At 62.0% G+C, this 16108-nt stretch carries 15 protein-coding genes; 6 read left to right on the top strand and 9 right to left on the bottom strand.

The features are described 5' to 3' along the window. Positions 1-126 precede the first annotated feature (126 nt). Positions 127-285: a hypothetical protein gene (locus tag A9K68_RS12830; RefSeq protein ID WP_156768494.1), complete on the bottom strand. Its 159-nt coding sequence runs from the start codon at positions 283-285 to the stop codon at positions 127-129. Between the two features lie 431 nt (positions 286-716). Here A9K68_RS12830 and A9K68_RS12825 point away from each other — a divergent pair, with 431 nt between their 5' ends. Continuing rightward, the gene (locus tag A9K68_RS12825; RefSeq protein ID WP_065010880.1) at positions 717-1079 is read left to right on the top strand and encodes a TOBE domain-containing protein; all 363 of its coding nucleotides are present in this window, start codon (positions 717-719) and stop codon (positions 1077-1079) included. Here A9K68_RS12825 and A9K68_RS12820 read toward each other — a convergent pair. The 5 genes from A9K68_RS12820 to glp all read right to left on the bottom strand — a co-directional run bounded on the left by A9K68_RS12820 (position 1069) and on the right by glp (position 8611). Then, the gene (locus A9K68_RS12820; protein ID WP_065010879.1) at positions 1069-1863 is read right to left on the bottom strand and encodes an inositol monophosphatase family protein; all 795 of its coding nucleotides are present in this window, start codon (positions 1861-1863) and stop codon (positions 1069-1071) included. The genes A9K68_RS12825 and A9K68_RS12820 overlap by 11 nt on opposite strands. Positions 1864-2304: 441 nt before the next feature. Further along, positions 2305-5094 carry a formate dehydrogenase subunit alpha gene (gene fdhF, locus A9K68_RS12815; RefSeq protein ID WP_065010878.1) on the bottom strand — a complete coding sequence of 930 codons (2790 nt, stop codon included), beginning with the start codon at positions 5092-5094 and terminating at the stop codon, positions 2305-2307. A 1-nt stretch (position 5095) separates the two neighbouring features. Further along, positions 5096-6769, bottom strand: a complete 1674-nt coding sequence (locus tag A9K68_RS12810) for an NAD(P)H-dependent oxidoreductase subunit E (RefSeq protein ID WP_065010877.1) — start codon at positions 6767-6769, stop codon at positions 5096-5098. 228 nt (positions 6770-6997) lie between these two features. Beyond that, entirely contained in the window at positions 6998-7237 is a 240-nt protein-coding gene (locus A9K68_RS12805; protein ID WP_065010876.1) for a sulfurtransferase TusA family protein, read from the bottom strand. Positions 7238-7354: 117 nt separating this feature from the next. After that, positions 7355-8611: a gephyrin-like molybdotransferase Glp gene (glp, locus tag A9K68_RS12800; RefSeq protein ID WP_065010875.1), complete on the bottom strand. Its 1257-nt coding sequence runs from the start codon at positions 8609-8611 to the stop codon at positions 7355-7357. 181 nt (positions 8612-8792) lie between these two features. Here glp and fdhD point away from each other — a divergent pair, with 181 nt between their 5' ends. After that, a complete protein-coding gene (gene fdhD / locus A9K68_RS12795; RefSeq protein ID WP_065010874.1) occupies positions 8793-9686 on the top strand; it encodes a formate dehydrogenase accessory sulfurtransferase FdhD in 894 nt (297 codons plus the stop codon). Beyond that, the gene (gene mobA, locus A9K68_RS12790; RefSeq protein ID WP_065010873.1) at positions 9676-10308 is read left to right on the top strand and encodes a molybdenum cofactor guanylyltransferase MobA; all 633 of its coding nucleotides are present in this window, start codon (positions 9676-9678) and stop codon (positions 10306-10308) included. Before fdhD ends, mobA begins: the two co-directional genes overlap by 11 nt. On the opposite strand, the gene A9K68_RS12785 is transcribed toward mobA, so the two are convergent. From A9K68_RS12785 to A9K68_RS12775, 3 genes are all read right to left on the bottom strand, one after another. Continuing rightward, positions 10292-12232, bottom strand: a complete 1941-nt coding sequence (locus A9K68_RS12785; protein ID WP_065010872.1) for a molybdopterin biosynthesis protein — start codon at positions 12230-12232, stop codon at positions 10292-10294. The genes mobA and A9K68_RS12785 overlap by 17 nt on opposite strands. A 7-nt stretch (positions 12233-12239) precedes the next feature. Continuing rightward, a complete protein-coding gene (locus A9K68_RS12780) occupies positions 12240-13361 on the bottom strand; it encodes a molybdopterin-binding protein (RefSeq protein WP_348640716.1) in 1122 nt (373 codons plus the stop codon). 167 nt (positions 13362-13528) lie between these two features. Further along, positions 13529-13735, bottom strand: a complete 207-nt coding sequence (locus tag A9K68_RS12775; protein ID WP_065010870.1) for a DUF6494 family protein — start codon at positions 13733-13735, stop codon at positions 13529-13531. Between the two features lie 216 nt (positions 13736-13951). Between A9K68_RS12775 and A9K68_RS12770 the strand changes: the two genes are divergently transcribed. The 3 genes from A9K68_RS12770 to A9K68_RS12760 all read left to right on the top strand — a co-directional run bounded on the left by A9K68_RS12770 (position 13952) and on the right by A9K68_RS12760 (position 15625). After that, on the top strand, positions 13952-14311 hold the full coding sequence (locus tag A9K68_RS12770) for a hypothetical protein (RefSeq protein WP_065010869.1): 360 nt from the start codon (positions 13952-13954) through the stop codon (positions 14309-14311). A 360-nt stretch (positions 14312-14671) separates the two neighbouring features. Further along, entirely contained in the window at positions 14672-15217 is a 546-nt protein-coding gene (locus tag A9K68_RS12765) for a hypothetical protein (RefSeq protein WP_203546903.1), read from the top strand. A gap of 132 nt (positions 15218-15349) precedes the next feature. Further along, on the top strand, positions 15350-15625 hold the full coding sequence (locus A9K68_RS12760; RefSeq protein ID WP_156768492.1) for a hypothetical protein: 276 nt from the start codon (positions 15350-15352) through the stop codon (positions 15623-15625). Positions 15626-16108: the final 483 nt, after the last annotated feature.

Here is a 16108-nt window from a genome sequence, read left to right as displayed (position 1 = left end):
CGATCAAGGCCTGGAGCTCGACGTGTGCTTGCAGCCGGGCTCTAAGCCGTCGCAGTCAAGGCACGCAGTTCGACCTCACCAGCAACGTACCGTATTTCGCCCAAAGGTGCTCGCACTGCTGTGTTCTCAAAGCTTGGAAATCATGACGGAGCGAACGTCCAACATCGACGCGTTCGCGACAATCTGAATTTGCTGCCCTAACTGGCGGTGATCGATCGCAGCTTCTTTCTTGTTCACCGTGTCAAACTCGCCAAGGATCCGGGCTTCGTCATTGCGTGAGGCCAACTCTGAAATCATCGGGGACCTGAGCCAAATCCGACATTGGTCGACCATTCCCCGTGAGGTCCCTTGCCAAGCAGCGGCGCGTCGCGACAGTGACGGCATCAGTAGTCGCTGCGGCCCGCGGCCACCGCGGAGATACTCTGCACCCGCAAGACGACGCCAGGATTGTCGGAAAATGGGCCCGTGCTCTGCGCCATCTTCCGACGTTAGCGTAAATCGCGGCAGGGTTGGCCAGATGCGGTATTCGCCGGACTTTGCCGATAGGGCACAGGAGCCTGAGCCATCGATCTCATGAGACTGACCAGTTGGGGTTCAAAGATCAGGGCCGCAGCGTCGGCTGGCGAGAGCCAGGCGCGTTGCCGCTGGGAACGCTCATTCCAGTCAGGCTGCACATTGACGACCGATAGCAGATAAACCTTCCGCAAAATGCTTTCGTGGCCGACTTCATCGGCGAAGCCAACATGTTCCAATGCGAGGTGGTGTCGGTCGAGGGCGACAGCGCCACCGTGCAGCTTGGATCCGCTGTCCTGAAGCTGCCGGCTCGCGGCCGCAAACCGGGGCCAGCCAAGCTGGCGGCGAGACCGAGCCGCCTCGAGATTGGTGAACCGAATGCTCCCGGCACTTTGCCCGGCACACTTGAAAAAGTGACCTATGTCGGCAGCCACCTCGAATTCGTAGTCGCCACGCAATTCGGCGAAGTCTTCGTGATCTCGCCGGATGTCGACACGGCGTTTCGAGCGGGGCAGCCGGTAAGCATCGGCTTTCCCGAACGCGGGCCCGTGCTGATCACAGACTGAACGCCTCTTTGCAAAGCGCGTGGACCTTGTCGAACACGCCCTTACCGCCCGCGATGACCAGTGTTCCTTCCTCCAAGACCGTTTTCGGATCGACCGGGACGACCAATCCGCCGGCCTCTTCGACCAGAAGCATGCCTGCGAGGCAGTCCCAAGCGTTCATATGCTCCTCGACATAGGCGAGCAGCCTGCCCGACGCGACGTAGGCAAGCATAAGCGCGCCGGATGCATTGCGGAAAAAGACGCCGCCCTCCTGAAGCAGGAGATCGATCAGTTTGGCGACGGCACGAACTTCACGCCGATTTGAGAAGCCGGTTCCGACCGAGCCTTGCATCAGACTCTTCGTCGGACTTGTCTTGATGGGCCGCTCGTTGAGGAAAGCTCCGCCGCCGCGTCGTCCATAAAAAGTCTCGCCGGTAGACGGTTCATGGATAACGCCCACGACCGTCAGCCCCTCCTTGACGCAGGCGATGACGACGGTCCAGGCTGGGATGCCGCGCAGGAAATTGGCAGTGCCGTCGATCGGATCTATCACCCAGGTGTAACCCGATCCGCCCGCTAGTGCGGCGTGTTCCTCTCCGATAACGCCGTCTTCTGGGTACTGAGTCGCAAGCTCCTGGCGGATAAACGTCTCGACATTCCGGTCGGCCTCGGAAACCAGGTCCTGATGACCCTTGCTCTCGATTGTGAGTGTCTCCAGTTGTCGGAAATATTGCAGGCCGAGCTCGCCGCCGCGCCGCGCCAACGCAGTCGCAAACAGCATCCGATCGTTATTGTCACCCGCCATGGGCACTCGCTCTTTGTTGATCCACCTCTTGTCAAAGCAGATGTCATAGCCTTCCGCTGATCAGGATCGTTCACGCAGGTAATTGTGTCATTGTTTCTGCTTCCGTTCGTTCCGTCAGCCGTTTGTATTGATCGCCGATTTTTTGGGGGAAAGCTTGAGTTTAACCCTCGGCGATCGGCCGCCACTCGTGGATGACCTCGTATCCCGGCCACTCGAAAGTGAAGAAATGTCCAGGGAACGGTTGATCCCGACTATCCACTTGGACGGGCTGCGGCCAGCAGGCCAGCCGCTTCAATTGCCTCGGCCTCAGAGCTCGACCAGATGGACGTTAGGCCGGACAGCACCGCACAGTTCGGAGACGCTTGCGAAGCGAACGCGGGCTGCGGGCCGACCAATGGCACGCCCAGCCCTCTGGGTCGTGTAGATGGCGTGATATCGGTTTCATTCGGCAGCTTCGGCCTTCGCCGCCGGCGCAATTCGTGCGGCGCAGTATTTGAACTCCGGAATCTTGCCGTAGGGGTCCAGCATCGGGTTGGTGAGCATGTTGGCCGGACTTTCGTTGAAGCAGAACGGCATGAACACCATGCCGTCGGCGACCTCCCGATCGGCGCGGAGGATGGCGTCCACCGTGCCGCGCCGCGTCTCGACCGCAATCATCTCCCCTTGGCGTAGGCCGTGCCGTTTGATCTCATAAGGGTTCATCGCGGCGATCCCGTGTGGCTCGATCGCGTCCAGCACGCCCGCCCGGCGCGTCATGGCGCCGGTGTGCCAATGCTCGAGCAGGCGGCCGGTGGTGAGCACCAGTGGAAACTCTTCATCGGGGACCTCATCGGGCGGTAGCAAATCGGCCGGCACGATGCGGCCGCGTCCGTCCGCGGTCGGGAATCCGGACGAGAAGATGATCTCGTTGCCAGGCTTGTCGGGGCCGTCGGCCGGATAGACAACCGATCCCTCGCGTTCGACGCGATCCCAGGAGATGTGTTTGAGCGAAGGCATGACGCTGGCCATCTCGGCATAGACATCCGAGACATGGCCGTAATTCCAGTCCAGACCCACGCGCCTCGCCAGTTCGACGATCAGTTCCCAGTCCTGACGCGCTTGGCCTGGCAGTTCGAGCGCTGGACGCCCAATCTGCACCTGCCGGTTGGTGTTGGTGTATGTGCCGAGCTTTTCGGCATGTGCCGAGGCCGGCAGCACCACATCTGCATGCCAAGCGGTCTCGGTCAGGAAGATGTCCTGCACCACGAGATGGTCGAGCATGGCCAGTGCTTGCCTGGCATGGGTTTGGTCCGGATCGGACATGGCCGGGTTCTCGCCCATTATGTACATGCCCTTGATTTCGCCTTCATGGATGGCGTCGATGATTTCGACGACCGTCAGGCCCCGTTTGGGGTCCAGCGTCTGGCCCCAAAAGTTCTCGTAGGCGCCGCGGATGTCGATGTTCTCGACCGATTTATAGTCGGGGAAATACATCGGGATGAGCCCGGCATCGGATGCGCCCTGCACGTTGTTCTGGCCGCGCAGCGGGTGCAGGCCGGTTCCCGGCCGGCCGACATGTCCGGTGATCAGCGCCAGAGCGATCAGGCAGCGCGCATTATCGGTTCCGTGTGTGTGCTGGGAAATGCCCATGCCCCAAAAGATGATCGACCGCTCGGCGGTCGCGTAGGTGCGGGCGACGTCGCGCAGCACGCTCGCCTCGACACCGCAGACCTCGGCCATCGCTTCGGGCGAATAATCCTTCACCTTGGCCTTCAGCGCCTCGAATCCGGAAGCGTTGGCCTGGATATACTGCTCGTCGTAGAGCTTTTCCTCAACGATGACGTGGATCAGCGCGTTCAGCATGGCGACGTCGCTGCCAGCCTTGAACCGCAGCGAATGCGACGCATGGCGCATCAGGTCCTGGCCGCGCGGGTCCATGACGATCAGCTTGGCGCCGCGCTTGGCCGCCTGCTTGAAATAGGTCGCGGCGACCGGATGGTTGGTGGTCGGCCGCGCGCCGATGACGATGATGCATTCGGCCTTCAGCGCGTCGTTGAAGGGCGCCGAAACTGCTCCCGAACCGACGCCTTCCATGAGTGCTGCCACCGACGATGCGTGGCACAACCGCGTGCAATGGTCGACATTGTTGGTGCCGAAGCCTTGGCGCACCAGCTTCTGGAACAGATAAGCCTCTTCATTGGAGCCTTTCGCCGAGCCGAAGCCGGCCAGCGCCTGCCCGCCATGATCCTTGAGAATGCGCTTCAGCCCGCCGGCGGCACGCGCGAGCGCCTCTTCCCAGGTAGCCTCGCGAAACACGGTCAGCGGATCGACGCCGCGCATGTCCAAATCGCCCGATTTCGGGGCGTCGTCGCGGCGGATAAGCGGCTTCGTCAGCCGTTCAGGCGACATGGCATAATCGAAGCCGAAACGCCCCTTGACGCAGAGCCGGTTCTCGTTGGCATAGCCGTTACGGCCATCGACCTGGACGATCTTGTTGTCCTTGACGGCAACGCTGGTCTGGCAGCCGACGCCACAGAACGGGCACAGCGTGTCGATGACCTTGTCGAATTCCTGGATGACGCGGGTCTTGCCTGTCTTGTCCATCAGCGACTTTTCGTAGAGCGCGCCGGTCGGGCAGGCCTGAACGCATTCACCGCAGGTGACACAAGTCGACAGGCCCATCGGATCGTGCATATCGAAGACGGGAAGCGAGTGATTGCCGCGCTCGGCCATGCCGATCACATCGTTGACCTGGACCTCGCGGCAGGCCCGCACACAGGCGCCGCAAGTGATGCAGGAATCGAGATTGACGGCAATGGCGGGATTCGTGATGTCGAATTCCGGCCGAACATCGTCGCTGGCAAATTTTGAGCTATAGCGATCGCCCGAAATCCCCATCGAACCAGCCCACTGCCAGAACATCGACTGCTGATCCGGACCGTCGGCCGCCGGCCGCATATTGCTGGCGAGAAGCTCGAACACCATCTCGCGCGATTTCCTGGCCCGTTCGGTATCCGTCTTCACCACCATTCCGGCGGAAGGTTTGCGGATGCAGGAGGCGGCGAGCACCCGCTCGCCCTCGACATCGACCATGCACGCGCGGCAATTGCCGTCTGGCCGATAGCCCGGCATGTCAACATGGCACAGATGCGGGATCCTGGTGCCTTCGCGCTTCGCAACGTCCCAAATGGTCTCGTCGTCAGCAGCTGTGACCGTTTTACCGTCGAGGGTGAATATGACGCCATCTGCCATTTCAAAGATCATCCCTAAAATGCGTCAAAAGGTGATTGACCGGATTGGGCGCCGCCTGGCCGAGACCGCAGATGGAGGAATCTCGCATCACTGTTTCAAGGTCGCGCATCGCCGTCTCGTTGGGCACGCCCTTCTCTTTCAAGAGCGTTACCAGCTTTTCGGTTCCTTCCCGGCACGGCGTGCATTTCCCGCAACTCTCATGTTTGAAGAAATTCATGAGATTGAGGGTCACATCCTTGATATTGTCGGCTTGCGAAAGCACGACCACCGCATGTGAGCCGACAAAGGCGCCCTGTTTGGCGAGTTCGCCGCCGAAATCGAGTTCAATGTCGCCCATCGACGCCGGAAGGATGCCCCCCGAGGCTCCACCTGGCAGATAGGCCTTGAATTCATGCCCGTCTGCCATGCCGCCGCAATAATCCTCGATCAATTCGCGCACGGTGACGCCGGCCGGGGCCAGCTTGACACCCGGCTCCTTCACATGTCCGGAAACCGACCAGGAGCGAATTCCCTGATGGCCGGGCTTGCCTTGCGCGGCGAACCATTCGGGCCCCTTCTCGACGATGTCGCGAATCCACCACAGCGTCTCGACGTTGTGGTTGAGTGTCGGGCGTCCGAAAAGGCCGACTTCGGCAATATAAGGAGGCCGGTGTCGGGGCATGCCGCGCTTGCCCTCGATGCTTTCCAGCATCGCGCTTTCCTCGCCGCAAATATAGGCGCCGGCGCCGCGCCGCAGTTCGATGAAGCCGGGCTTGACGATGCCGGCCCCCTCGAGCGCCGCGATCTCGGCGCGCAAAATGGCGAGCACGGCTGGGTATTCGTCGCGCATGTAGAAGTAAACGCGCTTGGCCTCCACCGCGTAGGCAGCGATCAGCGCCCCTTCTAAGGTACGATGCGGATCGCTTTCAAGATAGACGCGGTCCTTGAAAGTGCCAGGCTCGCCTTCGTCGCCATTGATCGACATCAGCCGCGGCCCTGGATAGCCGCGCACGAAACTCCATTTCTTGCCGGCCGGAAAGCCGGCGCCGCCGAGGCCGCGCAGGCCGGCGTGCTCCATGATCTCGATAATGGCATTCGTGGCCAGCACGCCGTCGCGCACTTTCTGCAAGAGCTGATACCCACCGGCAGCGCGATAGGCATCCAAGCCGACATAGTCAGGCGCCGCTGTGCGGATGTCCCCGTCTGTCGCCATCGCCAACAGCTTGTGGCTTGTCGCGTGGTCGACTTCGCGGTCGCCGACGCGCGCGGCAGGGGCGGTGGCGCAGCGGCCCATGCAGGGCGCACGCATGACGCGGATGGCCTGCGGGTCGGCGTCGCCGGCCAGTTCGCCAAACAGGCGTTCCGCGCCCGCCAGCATGCAGCTAATCGATTCACAAACCCGGATTGTCAGCGGCGCGGGCCGCGCCTCGCCTTCCTTCACGATATCGAAATGGTCGTAGAAGGTCGCGACCTCGTAAACCTCCACCTGGGACAGGCGCATGTCCTCGGCAAGCGCGCGCAGATGCGCGGCCGACAGACAACCGTAGTGGTCTTGGATCAGATGCAGGAACTCGATCAAGAGATCCCGGCGCCGTTCGCGATGGCCAAGAAGTTCCCGGACATCTGCCAGGGCCACGTCATCCAGCGCCCGCCCTTTGGGTCCGCGATCCGGGGACCGCCGTTGCTGCATTGTCATTCTCTCTCCTCCCGGCGCGAACCCTTCGTCTGAGAAAGGCGGCTCAAGCCACCGATATCGTTGTCAGTTTCCCGCATTACAGTTCAAGTGAGCCGTATCCTGCGCTTGAGCCCGGCGCACCTTTGATCAAGGACCTGCCACACGAGTTGAAGCAATGCCGGTCTGGCAATTTTTAGCATCCCGGGGCGCCGCGACAGAACTGATCTGCGCCCTGATTTGTCGCACGGTTTATACCGGGGCAGCTTGCGCCCTCTCGATCAAGAAAATGATGTGGTCGCCATCCCGTCCCGTCGCCTCCAGGCGGTCGCCCGTTTCGTTGATCAGATTGGGAATGTCTATGGCCGCCAGCGGATCGGTGCAACGGACCTCAAGACGCTCGCCTGGCCTTATGCCGCTGAGCGCCTTGCGGGTTTTCAGCGCCGGCAAGGGACATTTCAATCCCGTCAGATCGAGCTGTCTCGTTGTCATGGTGGCGCACCATGGCGGACCGGTTACCGGTCGTCAACGGCCACGGCCTCCCGGCTGCCGCAAATGAGAGCGGCCAGGGGTCTCGGCAAACTGCGTGCGCCGGCCCGACGTCGTTCGTCAATTCAGGTCCGAATAGGCGAGGAACTGAACGGTCTGACCCGGCTCTACCTGGGCTACTTCCTCGCCGAGTTCGACAAGGCCGTCGGTTTGGACCAAAGAAGACAGCAGGCCCGCGCCCTCGCGCGGGAATTTGACGGCTTCATATGTCCCGTCCTGCGTTCCACGCAGGCTTACCCGCACATATTCGCGTCGCCCCGGCTTTTTTCGGTAGGAAAAGGCGGCCCGCACAGGCCGCGAAATTGGTGGCTGCTGCCGTGCGCCGGCCAGTGCCAAGATCGCGGCGCGCGCAATATGGGCGAATGTGACGAAGCTCGCCACCGGATTTCCGGGCAGCCCAATGAAGGCTGTTCCCCTGATCACCCCCATGGCGACCGGTCGGCCGGGTTTTATGGCCACCCGCCAGAATACCAGGGTGCCCACACTCTCTAGTGCTGCCTTGACGCAGTCGGCCTCCCCGGTCGAGACCCCGCCGGAGGCCAGGATCAGGTCCTGGCCTGGGGCAGCCTCGCTCAGCACATCCGCGATCAGGCTGCTGTCGTCAGTCAGAATGCCCAAATCGGTGGTCTCGCAGCCCACTCTTGCGAGCATGGCCATAAGCATGAAACGGTTCGAATCGAAAAGCTGGGCCGGTCCCCGGACATTTCCCGGCGCGACGATCTCGTTGCCGGTCGAGAAGATCGCGACGCGAACTTTGCGCCGGACTTCGAGCTGCGTCATGCCGAGAGCCGCGGCGAGCGCAACATCTTGCGGGCGCATGCGCTGGCCGGCCTGCAGGACCACCTTGCCTGCTGCGACATCCTCGCCCGCCGGCCGCACGTTGGCTCCCCTTTTCAGGCCCGGCGGAAGAATGACCCTGCCGGTCTCGTCGACACGGACATCTTCCTGCATGTAGACCGTGTCTGCCCCCTCCGGCAGCGGGGCGCCAGTGAAGATGCGTATGGCTTGTCCGGGCGCGGCGGGCCGATCCGAGGCCACCCCGGCCTGGATCCTGTCGCTCACGAGGAAAGCTTTTTCAGCGGTTCCCGGCAGGTCGTCGCCGCGCAGTGCATAGCCGTCGACGGCTGAGTTGGTGAAAGGCGGCAGGGGCAGCGGCGCAACTAAATCTCTCGCCAGGACGCGCCCATCGGCATTCGCCAGCTGGACGGTTTCGGTCTCGTCCACAACGGTCAGCCGTGAAGCAATCAGTGCGGCGGTATCATCGACCGATCGCATCGGGCCGCCGAAAGCGAAGCAGTCGTCTGAAAGTTGCGCCATCGAGCCTTCAGCCTCTGTGGATCTGGCCGAACCGGCAGCTCGGCGCCATCCGGCAAGCCAGTCTGCGCGTATAGGCGCTTTTGTCGACCGGCCTGCGTTTGAACAGGGTATATAGTAGACGTCAAGCTGAAGGTAATGCATCCACCCCGGCGAGCGGGATTGCAATTTTCAAGAGAGCGCCATGCAGCAGATGAAAAGCCGACCAGACCCCGCCATCATCATGCCGAGTCCGGAGGACATCCGATTGACCGAACAGGTCAGCGGCATCGATCATACGGGCGCGCCTATTCAAGTGCGCGTCCCCGTTGAACGCCCGCTGACGCTCTATCTGAACGCGCAGGAGATCGTCACGATGATGACGATCAGCGATTATCCCGAATATCTGGCGCTGGGCTACCTGCTCAATCAGAACATGCTCAAATTCGACGACGTCGTAACCGAAGTCGAGTATGACGACGACCTGCAGGTCGTGATCGTTCGTACCGAGCGCAACACCAATTACGAGCAGAAGCTCAAGAAACGGACGCAGACTTCAGGCTGCGCGCAGGGTACGGCTTTCGGCGATCTTCTCGAGGCGCTCGAAAATACCGCTCTGCCGGCCGCCGTACTGCACACCTCCTGGCTTTACCAAATGACCCGCACGATCAACACGACGCCGTCGCTCTATCTTGAAGCGGGCGCGATTCATGGTTGCGTGCTTTGCAAGGAAGGAACGCCGGTCTGTTATATGGAGGATGTCGGGCGCCACAATGCCGTCGACAAAATCGCCGGCTGGATGTATCGCCACGGCATCGATCCGGCCGACAAGATCCTTTATACGACGGGCAGGCTGACGTCGGAAATGACGATCAAGACGGTTCGAATGGGCATTCCGATCCTCGTCTCACGCTCGGGTTTTACCGCTTGGGGCGTCGATTTGGCGCGTCAGGCAGGCTTGACGCTCGTCGGCCGGGCGCGCGGCAAGCGGTTCGCCGTGCTGTCTGGCGAGGATCGGATTGTCTTCGACCAGGACCTCGCTTCCGTCGACGAGGAAGCAGCTCGTCACAGACGCAAGGGAGCCGCCGATGGCGAATAAGAAGGTGCCCACCCTGGGCGTCGTTCTCGCCGGGGGGCTCGCCCGGCGCATGGGCGGTGGCGACAAATCCATGCGTCGGATCGACGGACTCACGATCCTCGATCGTGTCCTCGATCGCCTCGGCCCGCAATGCGACGGGCTCTTGCTGAACGCCAATGGCGACCCTGCCCGCTTTGACCGCTTTCGCCTTCCAGTCGTCGCCGACCCGGTCGAGAACTATCCGGGGCCGCTCGCTGGGGTGCTTGCGGGCCTCGATTGGGCTGAGGAGAACAGGCCCGACGTCGAATGGATCGTCAGCGTCGCGGCGGACTGTCCTTTTTTGCCGCGCGACCTCGTCGAACGGCTGCATCGGGCGCGCTTGGCGAAAGGTGCGGATCTGGCGGTGGCGATGTCAGCGCGCCGGACGCATCCTGTCATCGGACTCTGGCAAGTGGCGATGCGCGATGAGTTACGCGATGCACTCGTCGAAGAGGGCATTCGCAAGATCGACCTCTGGACGGCTCGCTACCAGGTTGCCACCGCGTCCTGGCCGGCCAAGCCGGTGGATCCATTCTTCAATGTCAACACGGTCGAAGATTTTGCCGAGGCCGAACGGCTCTGGCACCTTAGCCAGGCCGGGTAAAACCCATGCGCTCGATCCCCTCGTTGAATTCAGGCGAAGTGAGCGCGGTAAGGAAGGCCTGCACCGCGGGTCGCTCTTTGCGGGCAGAGACCAGCGCGAAATCATAATGCTCTTCCTTCAGCGCAACGAAACCGAGCCCGGCTGATTGCGCCACCGGCGCAATGGTGACGCCCCAGTCTGCTCGGTTCTGCGCCACGGCCGCCGCGACGGCATTGTGCGAGCGGGGCTGGTTCCAATATCCGTCGGGACGCGCCGGACCAAGCAGTTGGTCGATCAGGATGCGTGTACCCGAGCCCTGGTTGCGGTTGACCATCATGCAATTTGGATCGGCGAGTGCGGCACGCACCGCCTCGTCTGCGTCGGCCCCCTGGAAGCGGATGTCGCTTGGGCGGTAGACGATGCCCTGCATGCGCCGCCATCCCTCCACGAGTTCGAGGCCGTCGCTCAGGAACGGCGCATTGTAGCTTTGCGTCTTGGCGTCGAAGAGGTGGATGGGCGCGATATCGCACTCGCTCCGTTTAGCCGCGGCCAGGCCGCCCAGGCTCCCGACCGCGATAGACCGCACCGTCAGGCCGGCGCGAAACAGAATGCCCACGACGAGATCCAGGCCCGTGCAGTTGCTGCCGATCACCACGAGATCGGGAACACGGACGTGCGGTGTGAACAGCGTGACCGAAGCCTCGCTTCCGGCAGGCATATTGTCGGCTAAAGCTTCGATGCTGATGAAGCCATCCGCCTGGGCAAAGGAGGTTATCGCCCCCGAGCCCTTGCCGGTGGGATAGGCGACAAGCCCCTCATCACCCTCGACCAGCGATACCATCACGAACTCCGTGCGGCCGAGTTCGGATGGAATGCGCAGCGGAACCTTTGCCGTGACCTTCGCTTCGGTCCGAGGCGGCAGGCCCGCCATGCGGCGCAGCAAAGGTACGATCATGTCGTGCAAAGTGAACATGGCCGAAGTCGGAAATCCCGGCAGCACGACGACCGGTTTGCCGTCGCAAACGGCGAGACAGAGCGGCTTTCCCGGCTTCAGCGCCACGCCATGGGCAACGATGCCGGGCGCGCCGAGACGGTTCACGATGCGGTGGCTGACATCACCGGCGCCCTTGGACGTCCCGCCCGACAGTATCAGCACCTCATGGGCCGCTAGCGCCTCGCGCATGGCGGCTTCCAGCTTGGCTTCGTCATCCGGATACGCGCCGAGAAAGCTCGCCTCGCCGCCATTTTCAGTTATCGCGGCGCTGACGATTGCCCCATTGGCGTCGTAAATGCCGGCGGGTCGCAGGGCGTCGCCCGGTTGGACAAGTTCGTCGCCAGTCGACAAAACCGCCACGCGCAGCTTGCGCGCCACCGTCACCAGCGCAATTCCGCAGGCGGCAAGCATGCCAATTTCTCGCGAGCCGATCACCGTTCCGGCACGCAGCAGAACCTCACCGCGGGCAATATCGGATCCGGCATTCGAGATGAACTGGCCGGGCGAGGCTCCGCGCCTGACCTCGATGGCATCACCTTCGGTGGGTTGAGTGTGCTCCACCATGACGATGGCATCGGCGCCGCGCGGCACGGGACCGCCCGTCGAGATGGAGGTGGCGGTGCCTGCGAGCACAGGTATTTGCGGGGCAACACCGCATGCGATAGTTTCGTGGTTGAGCAGGAGCCTGGCAGGAAGGGCCTCCGACGCGGTGGCCATGTCGGCGGCGCGCACGGCAAAACCATCGACGTTCGAACGGTCGAAGGGAGGCACGTCGATAGGAGCCATGACATCATCGGCAAGCGCCAGCCCAAGCGCATCCGCAAGCGTCAGTTCTTCGGTCGGGATCGTTCGCGGAAATAGCGCCGCCTCGAAACGGGCGAGCGCCTCGTCGCGCGACAGGACCGTCAGGAACTGCTCCTGGCCGGTATCTTGGCGGGTGGATCTGGTCATGACTTACTCATCTGGGATCATCGAACACAAAGGCGCCGACAGCTGTTCCCGCAGCACACCCCTCACTGCCACCTGGAATAGCAAGCCATGCATCCGCCATGCGGATCACGTCCAGGGAAAAATCTCCTATCGCAAGTGGGGCCCATCTGTCTTGTTCCTGCTTCAGGAGGACGATCTCGGCCAGCCCGACCGTGGAGGAGATTTTTCGCTCCAGTGCCAGGACCGTCTGTCGCCGGGCGCTCCTGCCCGACAGGCGATCGATGGTCGGCTGAACCAGCGCAAGAAAGGCGGCAAAGGCCTGATCGGGCGCTCCGGGCAGAGCAATTATCGGGACCGCGTCGAGCCGGCCGATCGCCGCGGTTCGGCCGGGCTGCAGCGCTATGTTGTGGGCGATGAGCGCCCCACGCGCGGCAAGCACGTCGGGCGTTGCGTCGGCGCGCCCCGCACCAGTGCCTCCAATCAGGATGATCAAATCGCCGGCTGCACTCGCAAGGGCCTGGGCGACGGATCTGGCGTCGCGCGTAACCGTTTCGATATCGAACACCGTCGCGCCAGAGGCTCTTGCGAGGTCGGCGATAAAATGCCCCGTTAAAGTATCGCTCGCCGGGGCGGCGACATCGATCAGGCGCAACTGCGGTGCCCGCACCGCAATTTCACCAATCCCTACACTCCGCAGGGCGAGGAGGTCCGCGGCCGACAGCCTGTGCCCTGCAATGATGAGTGGTCGGCCCGCCTCCATGTCCTCGCCAGCGCGGCGCACGCCCTGGCCCGGCGCTGCTTCCCCGAGCGCCTGGGGCATCGGGCCGCTGCAATCGATGAGATCGGCATCGAGAACGCAATCGCATCCCTCCGGCATGGCGACGCCTGCCTCTACCCAGACCGGAATTGCCATCAGCGGCAGCGGCGAATAGGCCGACGCACCGGCAAGATCGAGCGCGCGACACGCCCAGCCATCTGTCTTTGCCGTGTCGCGGGTGGGCTGCGCGTGTACCAGGGGCGGCATAGCGGCCCCAATCTTTCCAAACGTCTGGCAAAGCGGCAAAAGAGTGGGCGCAACCGGTACCACCCCGTCGAGGAGTGCGGCGAGAGCCGCTTCGAGACCGGTCAGCGCGCCGAGGGAAGGCTGCATTCTCTTCATGTGCGATGATGGGGCAGATGCAACCCGCTTTGCAACCGACTTCAGGAGCGCTTCTGCTCAGCGTTCGGGAAGAAGAGTTGCTGGCCGTTAGTTTTTAAGGGCAGGTCCGGTTCTTCCATGGGGTGTCGATGGGGCGCCGGGCGCACCGCTGAACCTATTCAGCCAAGCTCGATATCGCCTTCGACGACGTGGTGCAGACCGGCGCGTTCAGCCGTAATCACGGCCCGCACGGTCAGGCGCCCCTGCCCTTTCAGTCCCGCATCCGCCACGGCCTTTTCGATCGCCTGCTGCGAGGTTACGCCGACCTGCTTCAGGAACTTGCGCATCGACACGTTGAAGGGATCGGTTTCCATGTTTTGAGTCATAGGATTGCCTCTAATAGCTTGGACTGTGCGGCTGGTCGGGTCGCGATCGCATGCTGCTGCCCGGCGAAGACGCTGCCCGCCAGCGGAACACGGAAATGTATGATGCGCAATGCATAAGACGCTCGCAATAGCGTTGCTCGCTGCTGTTTGCCTCGCCGGCGCGACGGCACATAGTGCGGAACTGCGCGGCATGGCGGTCCGGTGCGGGGGATTTGCGTGGCGCCGGACGGAAAGACGGCGGCAACCGGCAGTTTTGACACCAAGACGATCATCTGGTCGCTTGAGACCGGCGAAGCGCGGGACGTGCTGCTCTTTCACGAATGTGAGGTAAGTGCCGTCGCGGTACTGCCTAACGGGCGCTTTGCCAGCGCCGGCGCGGATGATCGCATCGCGCTCTGGCAAATCGGTCGAGGCGAGCCGGCCCAAATTCTGGAGGGTCACACCGGACCTGTCGCCGACCTCGAACTGTCACGCGACGGATCGATGCTGGCTTCGGCATCCTGGGACACCACCGTCCGGCTCTGGCCCCTTGCTGGTGGGCTAGCGCGCGTTGGCACAGACACCGACGACGTATAACTCTTCCCCGCCGCGAACAGCTCTCACAGGAAGGAACAAGCGTTCATCAACGACGATTGGGACACGTTCGATCCGCCATCCGTTGGTTCCGATGACTGCGAGTCTGTAGTTCGGGTTCACACCTGTCCAAACCCCGGACGCACTTTCAGAAACGAGCGCAGCGCAGTTCTCCGGTGCTTCGGACAGGATGGCATGTCTGGCGCTGCGAGCTCTATCGGCTTCGTCTTGCGATGAAGTCCTCCGGCACAATTCCACGCCATCAATCGCAGCTGATCATTTTCCATTCGTGTCCGCCCGCCTCTCGGCCATTCTCCCCATGTCAGTGACCATCGCACATGCCGTTGACATTGACGGAGACGCATGATGTCGCTGCAAACTTATCTACAGGGGGCGTTTCAATTGGTTGCAATGTTCATCCCGAGCGATGCCGAACGCCCATCGTTCTTCAAGCGCTCACGCCTTCACGCTGGCGAGGGAGCGCACGACGAGGAGTGGTTACAATTGCTGCTTTTCGAGAGTCCCGAACTGGTTATCCTCGATCGTATGGATGCCGATGCAGGCAATTTCGTTCCGATCGTCCGCGAGCTTCCGCTGACCCGCGAAGGCGGTGTCGTCTTCCTGGACATTCTTGGAGTCAGCCGAACAGGACGCCTAGTCCTGATCGAGTGCAAGCTCTGGCGCAATCCTCAGGCGCGCCGGGAGGTAATCGCCCAAACGCTGGAGTATGCCGCGCTCACGCGCGGACTGACCTATGGAGACCTGACAGCCAAGGTGAGGCAAAGCACGGGGAATCACTTATCCCTCAACCCGATTTACGATCTCGCGAAGCAGCGTTGGCCCAAGCTCGACGAAAGCACTTTCGTCGATGCAGTGTCACGCTCTCTCGATCTCGGAGATTTCTATTGATCGTGGCAGGTGACGGCATCCGATCCGACCTTCACGCGATCTCGGACCATCTTAATTCGTCCGGTTTGGCAGCAGACCGATTTTCCTTGCTGGAGATTCAGCTCTGGAAAGATAGCCAGGATCAATCGCACGTTGATCGTTCCTTCCATTCCCATCCAGACTGAGGTCATTCGCCAGCGCGTCCTGATGACCGATGCGGGCCGCCCCCTGCGCGTTGAGGATGAGAGTGACGGCAGCATCGAATCAAACGAACAGGTGATCGATCCCGAACAGGCGATGGCGCGGAAATCCAACCGCCTGTTCTGGCAGGCATTCAATGACTCGGTGCAGTTCGATCATCCTGACCAGCCAGCGCCGCGTCATGGCGGCAACAATCGGGTCCACCGTCTCAGGGGCGGTTGCCGATGAAGTCGCACAGCAACACTGGCTGCGAGATACCTCAAACAAGCTCGTCACGCTCCCTCGTTCATTAATTTCCCGTTGGTCCGAGCAACCAAAGTAAGAAAACAGCGGCCGCATGGGTTTCAGATTGGATCGATAACCCGCGATCCCGCGGCCCTCTCGACTCTTCAGCTCAACGAATGCGCCCGCCCCCGACCGGATCGGAGAAAGCCGTCATGTGCTAGCGTTCTGTGCAGATCTAGATGGGGAACGCAAATCGGCGACAGCGAGCTGCCGCCGGCCCACGCCCAAACCTCGATGAGGAACTCCACATTAAATAGCGTGGATCAATATTCCTCATGGTTCGAGTTTAGGGCGAGGCCACTGCTAGAACGGCGTGGTAGAGGCCGCTTTCATGGGCGCGCGCCATAATGCAGGCTATGGGACATTCCTCGATGACGGGGACTGACGACTATGTCCGCGAGGCCAACAGAAAGCGGATGGCAATCG

The sequence above is a fragment of the Mesorhizobium sp. AA22 genome (assembly GCF_001672375.2).
GTDB lineage: Bacteria > Pseudomonadota > Alphaproteobacteria > Rhizobiales > Rhizobiaceae > Mesorhizobium > Mesorhizobium wenxiniae.
The sequence above is the reverse complement of the archived record's forward strand: the minus strand, read 5'-3'. Positions and strand labels throughout refer to the sequence as shown.

Coding starts and splice junctions, on each gene's coding strand:
- A9K68_RS12780 (WP_348640716.1), bottom strand. CDS start 13,361: ATGCAGCCTTCCCTCGGCGCGCTGACCGGTCTCGAAGCGGCTCTCGCC.
- A9K68_RS12805 (WP_065010876.1), bottom strand. CDS start 7,237: ATGACAACGAGACAGCTCGATCTGACGGGATTGAAATGTCCCTTGCCG.
- A9K68_RS12775 (WP_065010870.1), bottom strand. CDS start 13,735: ATGACTCAAAACATGGAAACCGATCCCTTCAACGTGTCGATGCGCAAG.
- A9K68_RS12820 (WP_065010879.1), bottom strand. CDS start 1,863: ATGGCGGGTGACAATAACGATCGGATGCTGTTTGCGACTGCGTTGGCG.
- A9K68_RS12810 (WP_065010877.1), bottom strand. CDS start 6,769: ATGACAATGCAGCAACGGCGGTCCCCGGATCGCGGACCCAAAGGGCGG.
- glp (WP_065010875.1), bottom strand. CDS start 8,611: ATGGCGCAACTTTCAGACGACTGCTTCGCTTTCGGCGGCCCGATGCGA.
- mobA (WP_065010873.1), top strand. CDS start 9,676: ATGGCGAATAAGAAGGTGCCCACCCTGGGCGTCGTTCTCGCCGGGGGG.
- A9K68_RS12785 (WP_065010872.1), bottom strand. CDS start 12,232: ATGACCAGATCCACCCGCCAAGATACCGGCCAGGAGCAGTTCCTGACG.
- fdhD (WP_065010874.1), top strand. CDS start 8,793: ATGCAGCAGATGAAAAGCCGACCAGACCCCGCCATCATCATGCCGAGT.
- A9K68_RS12765 (WP_203546903.1), top strand. CDS start 14,672: ATGATGTCGCTGCAAACTTATCTACAGGGGGCGTTTCAATTGGTTGCA.
- fdhF (WP_065010878.1), bottom strand. CDS start 5,094: ATGGCAGATGGCGTCATATTCACCCTCGACGGTAAAACGGTCACAGCT.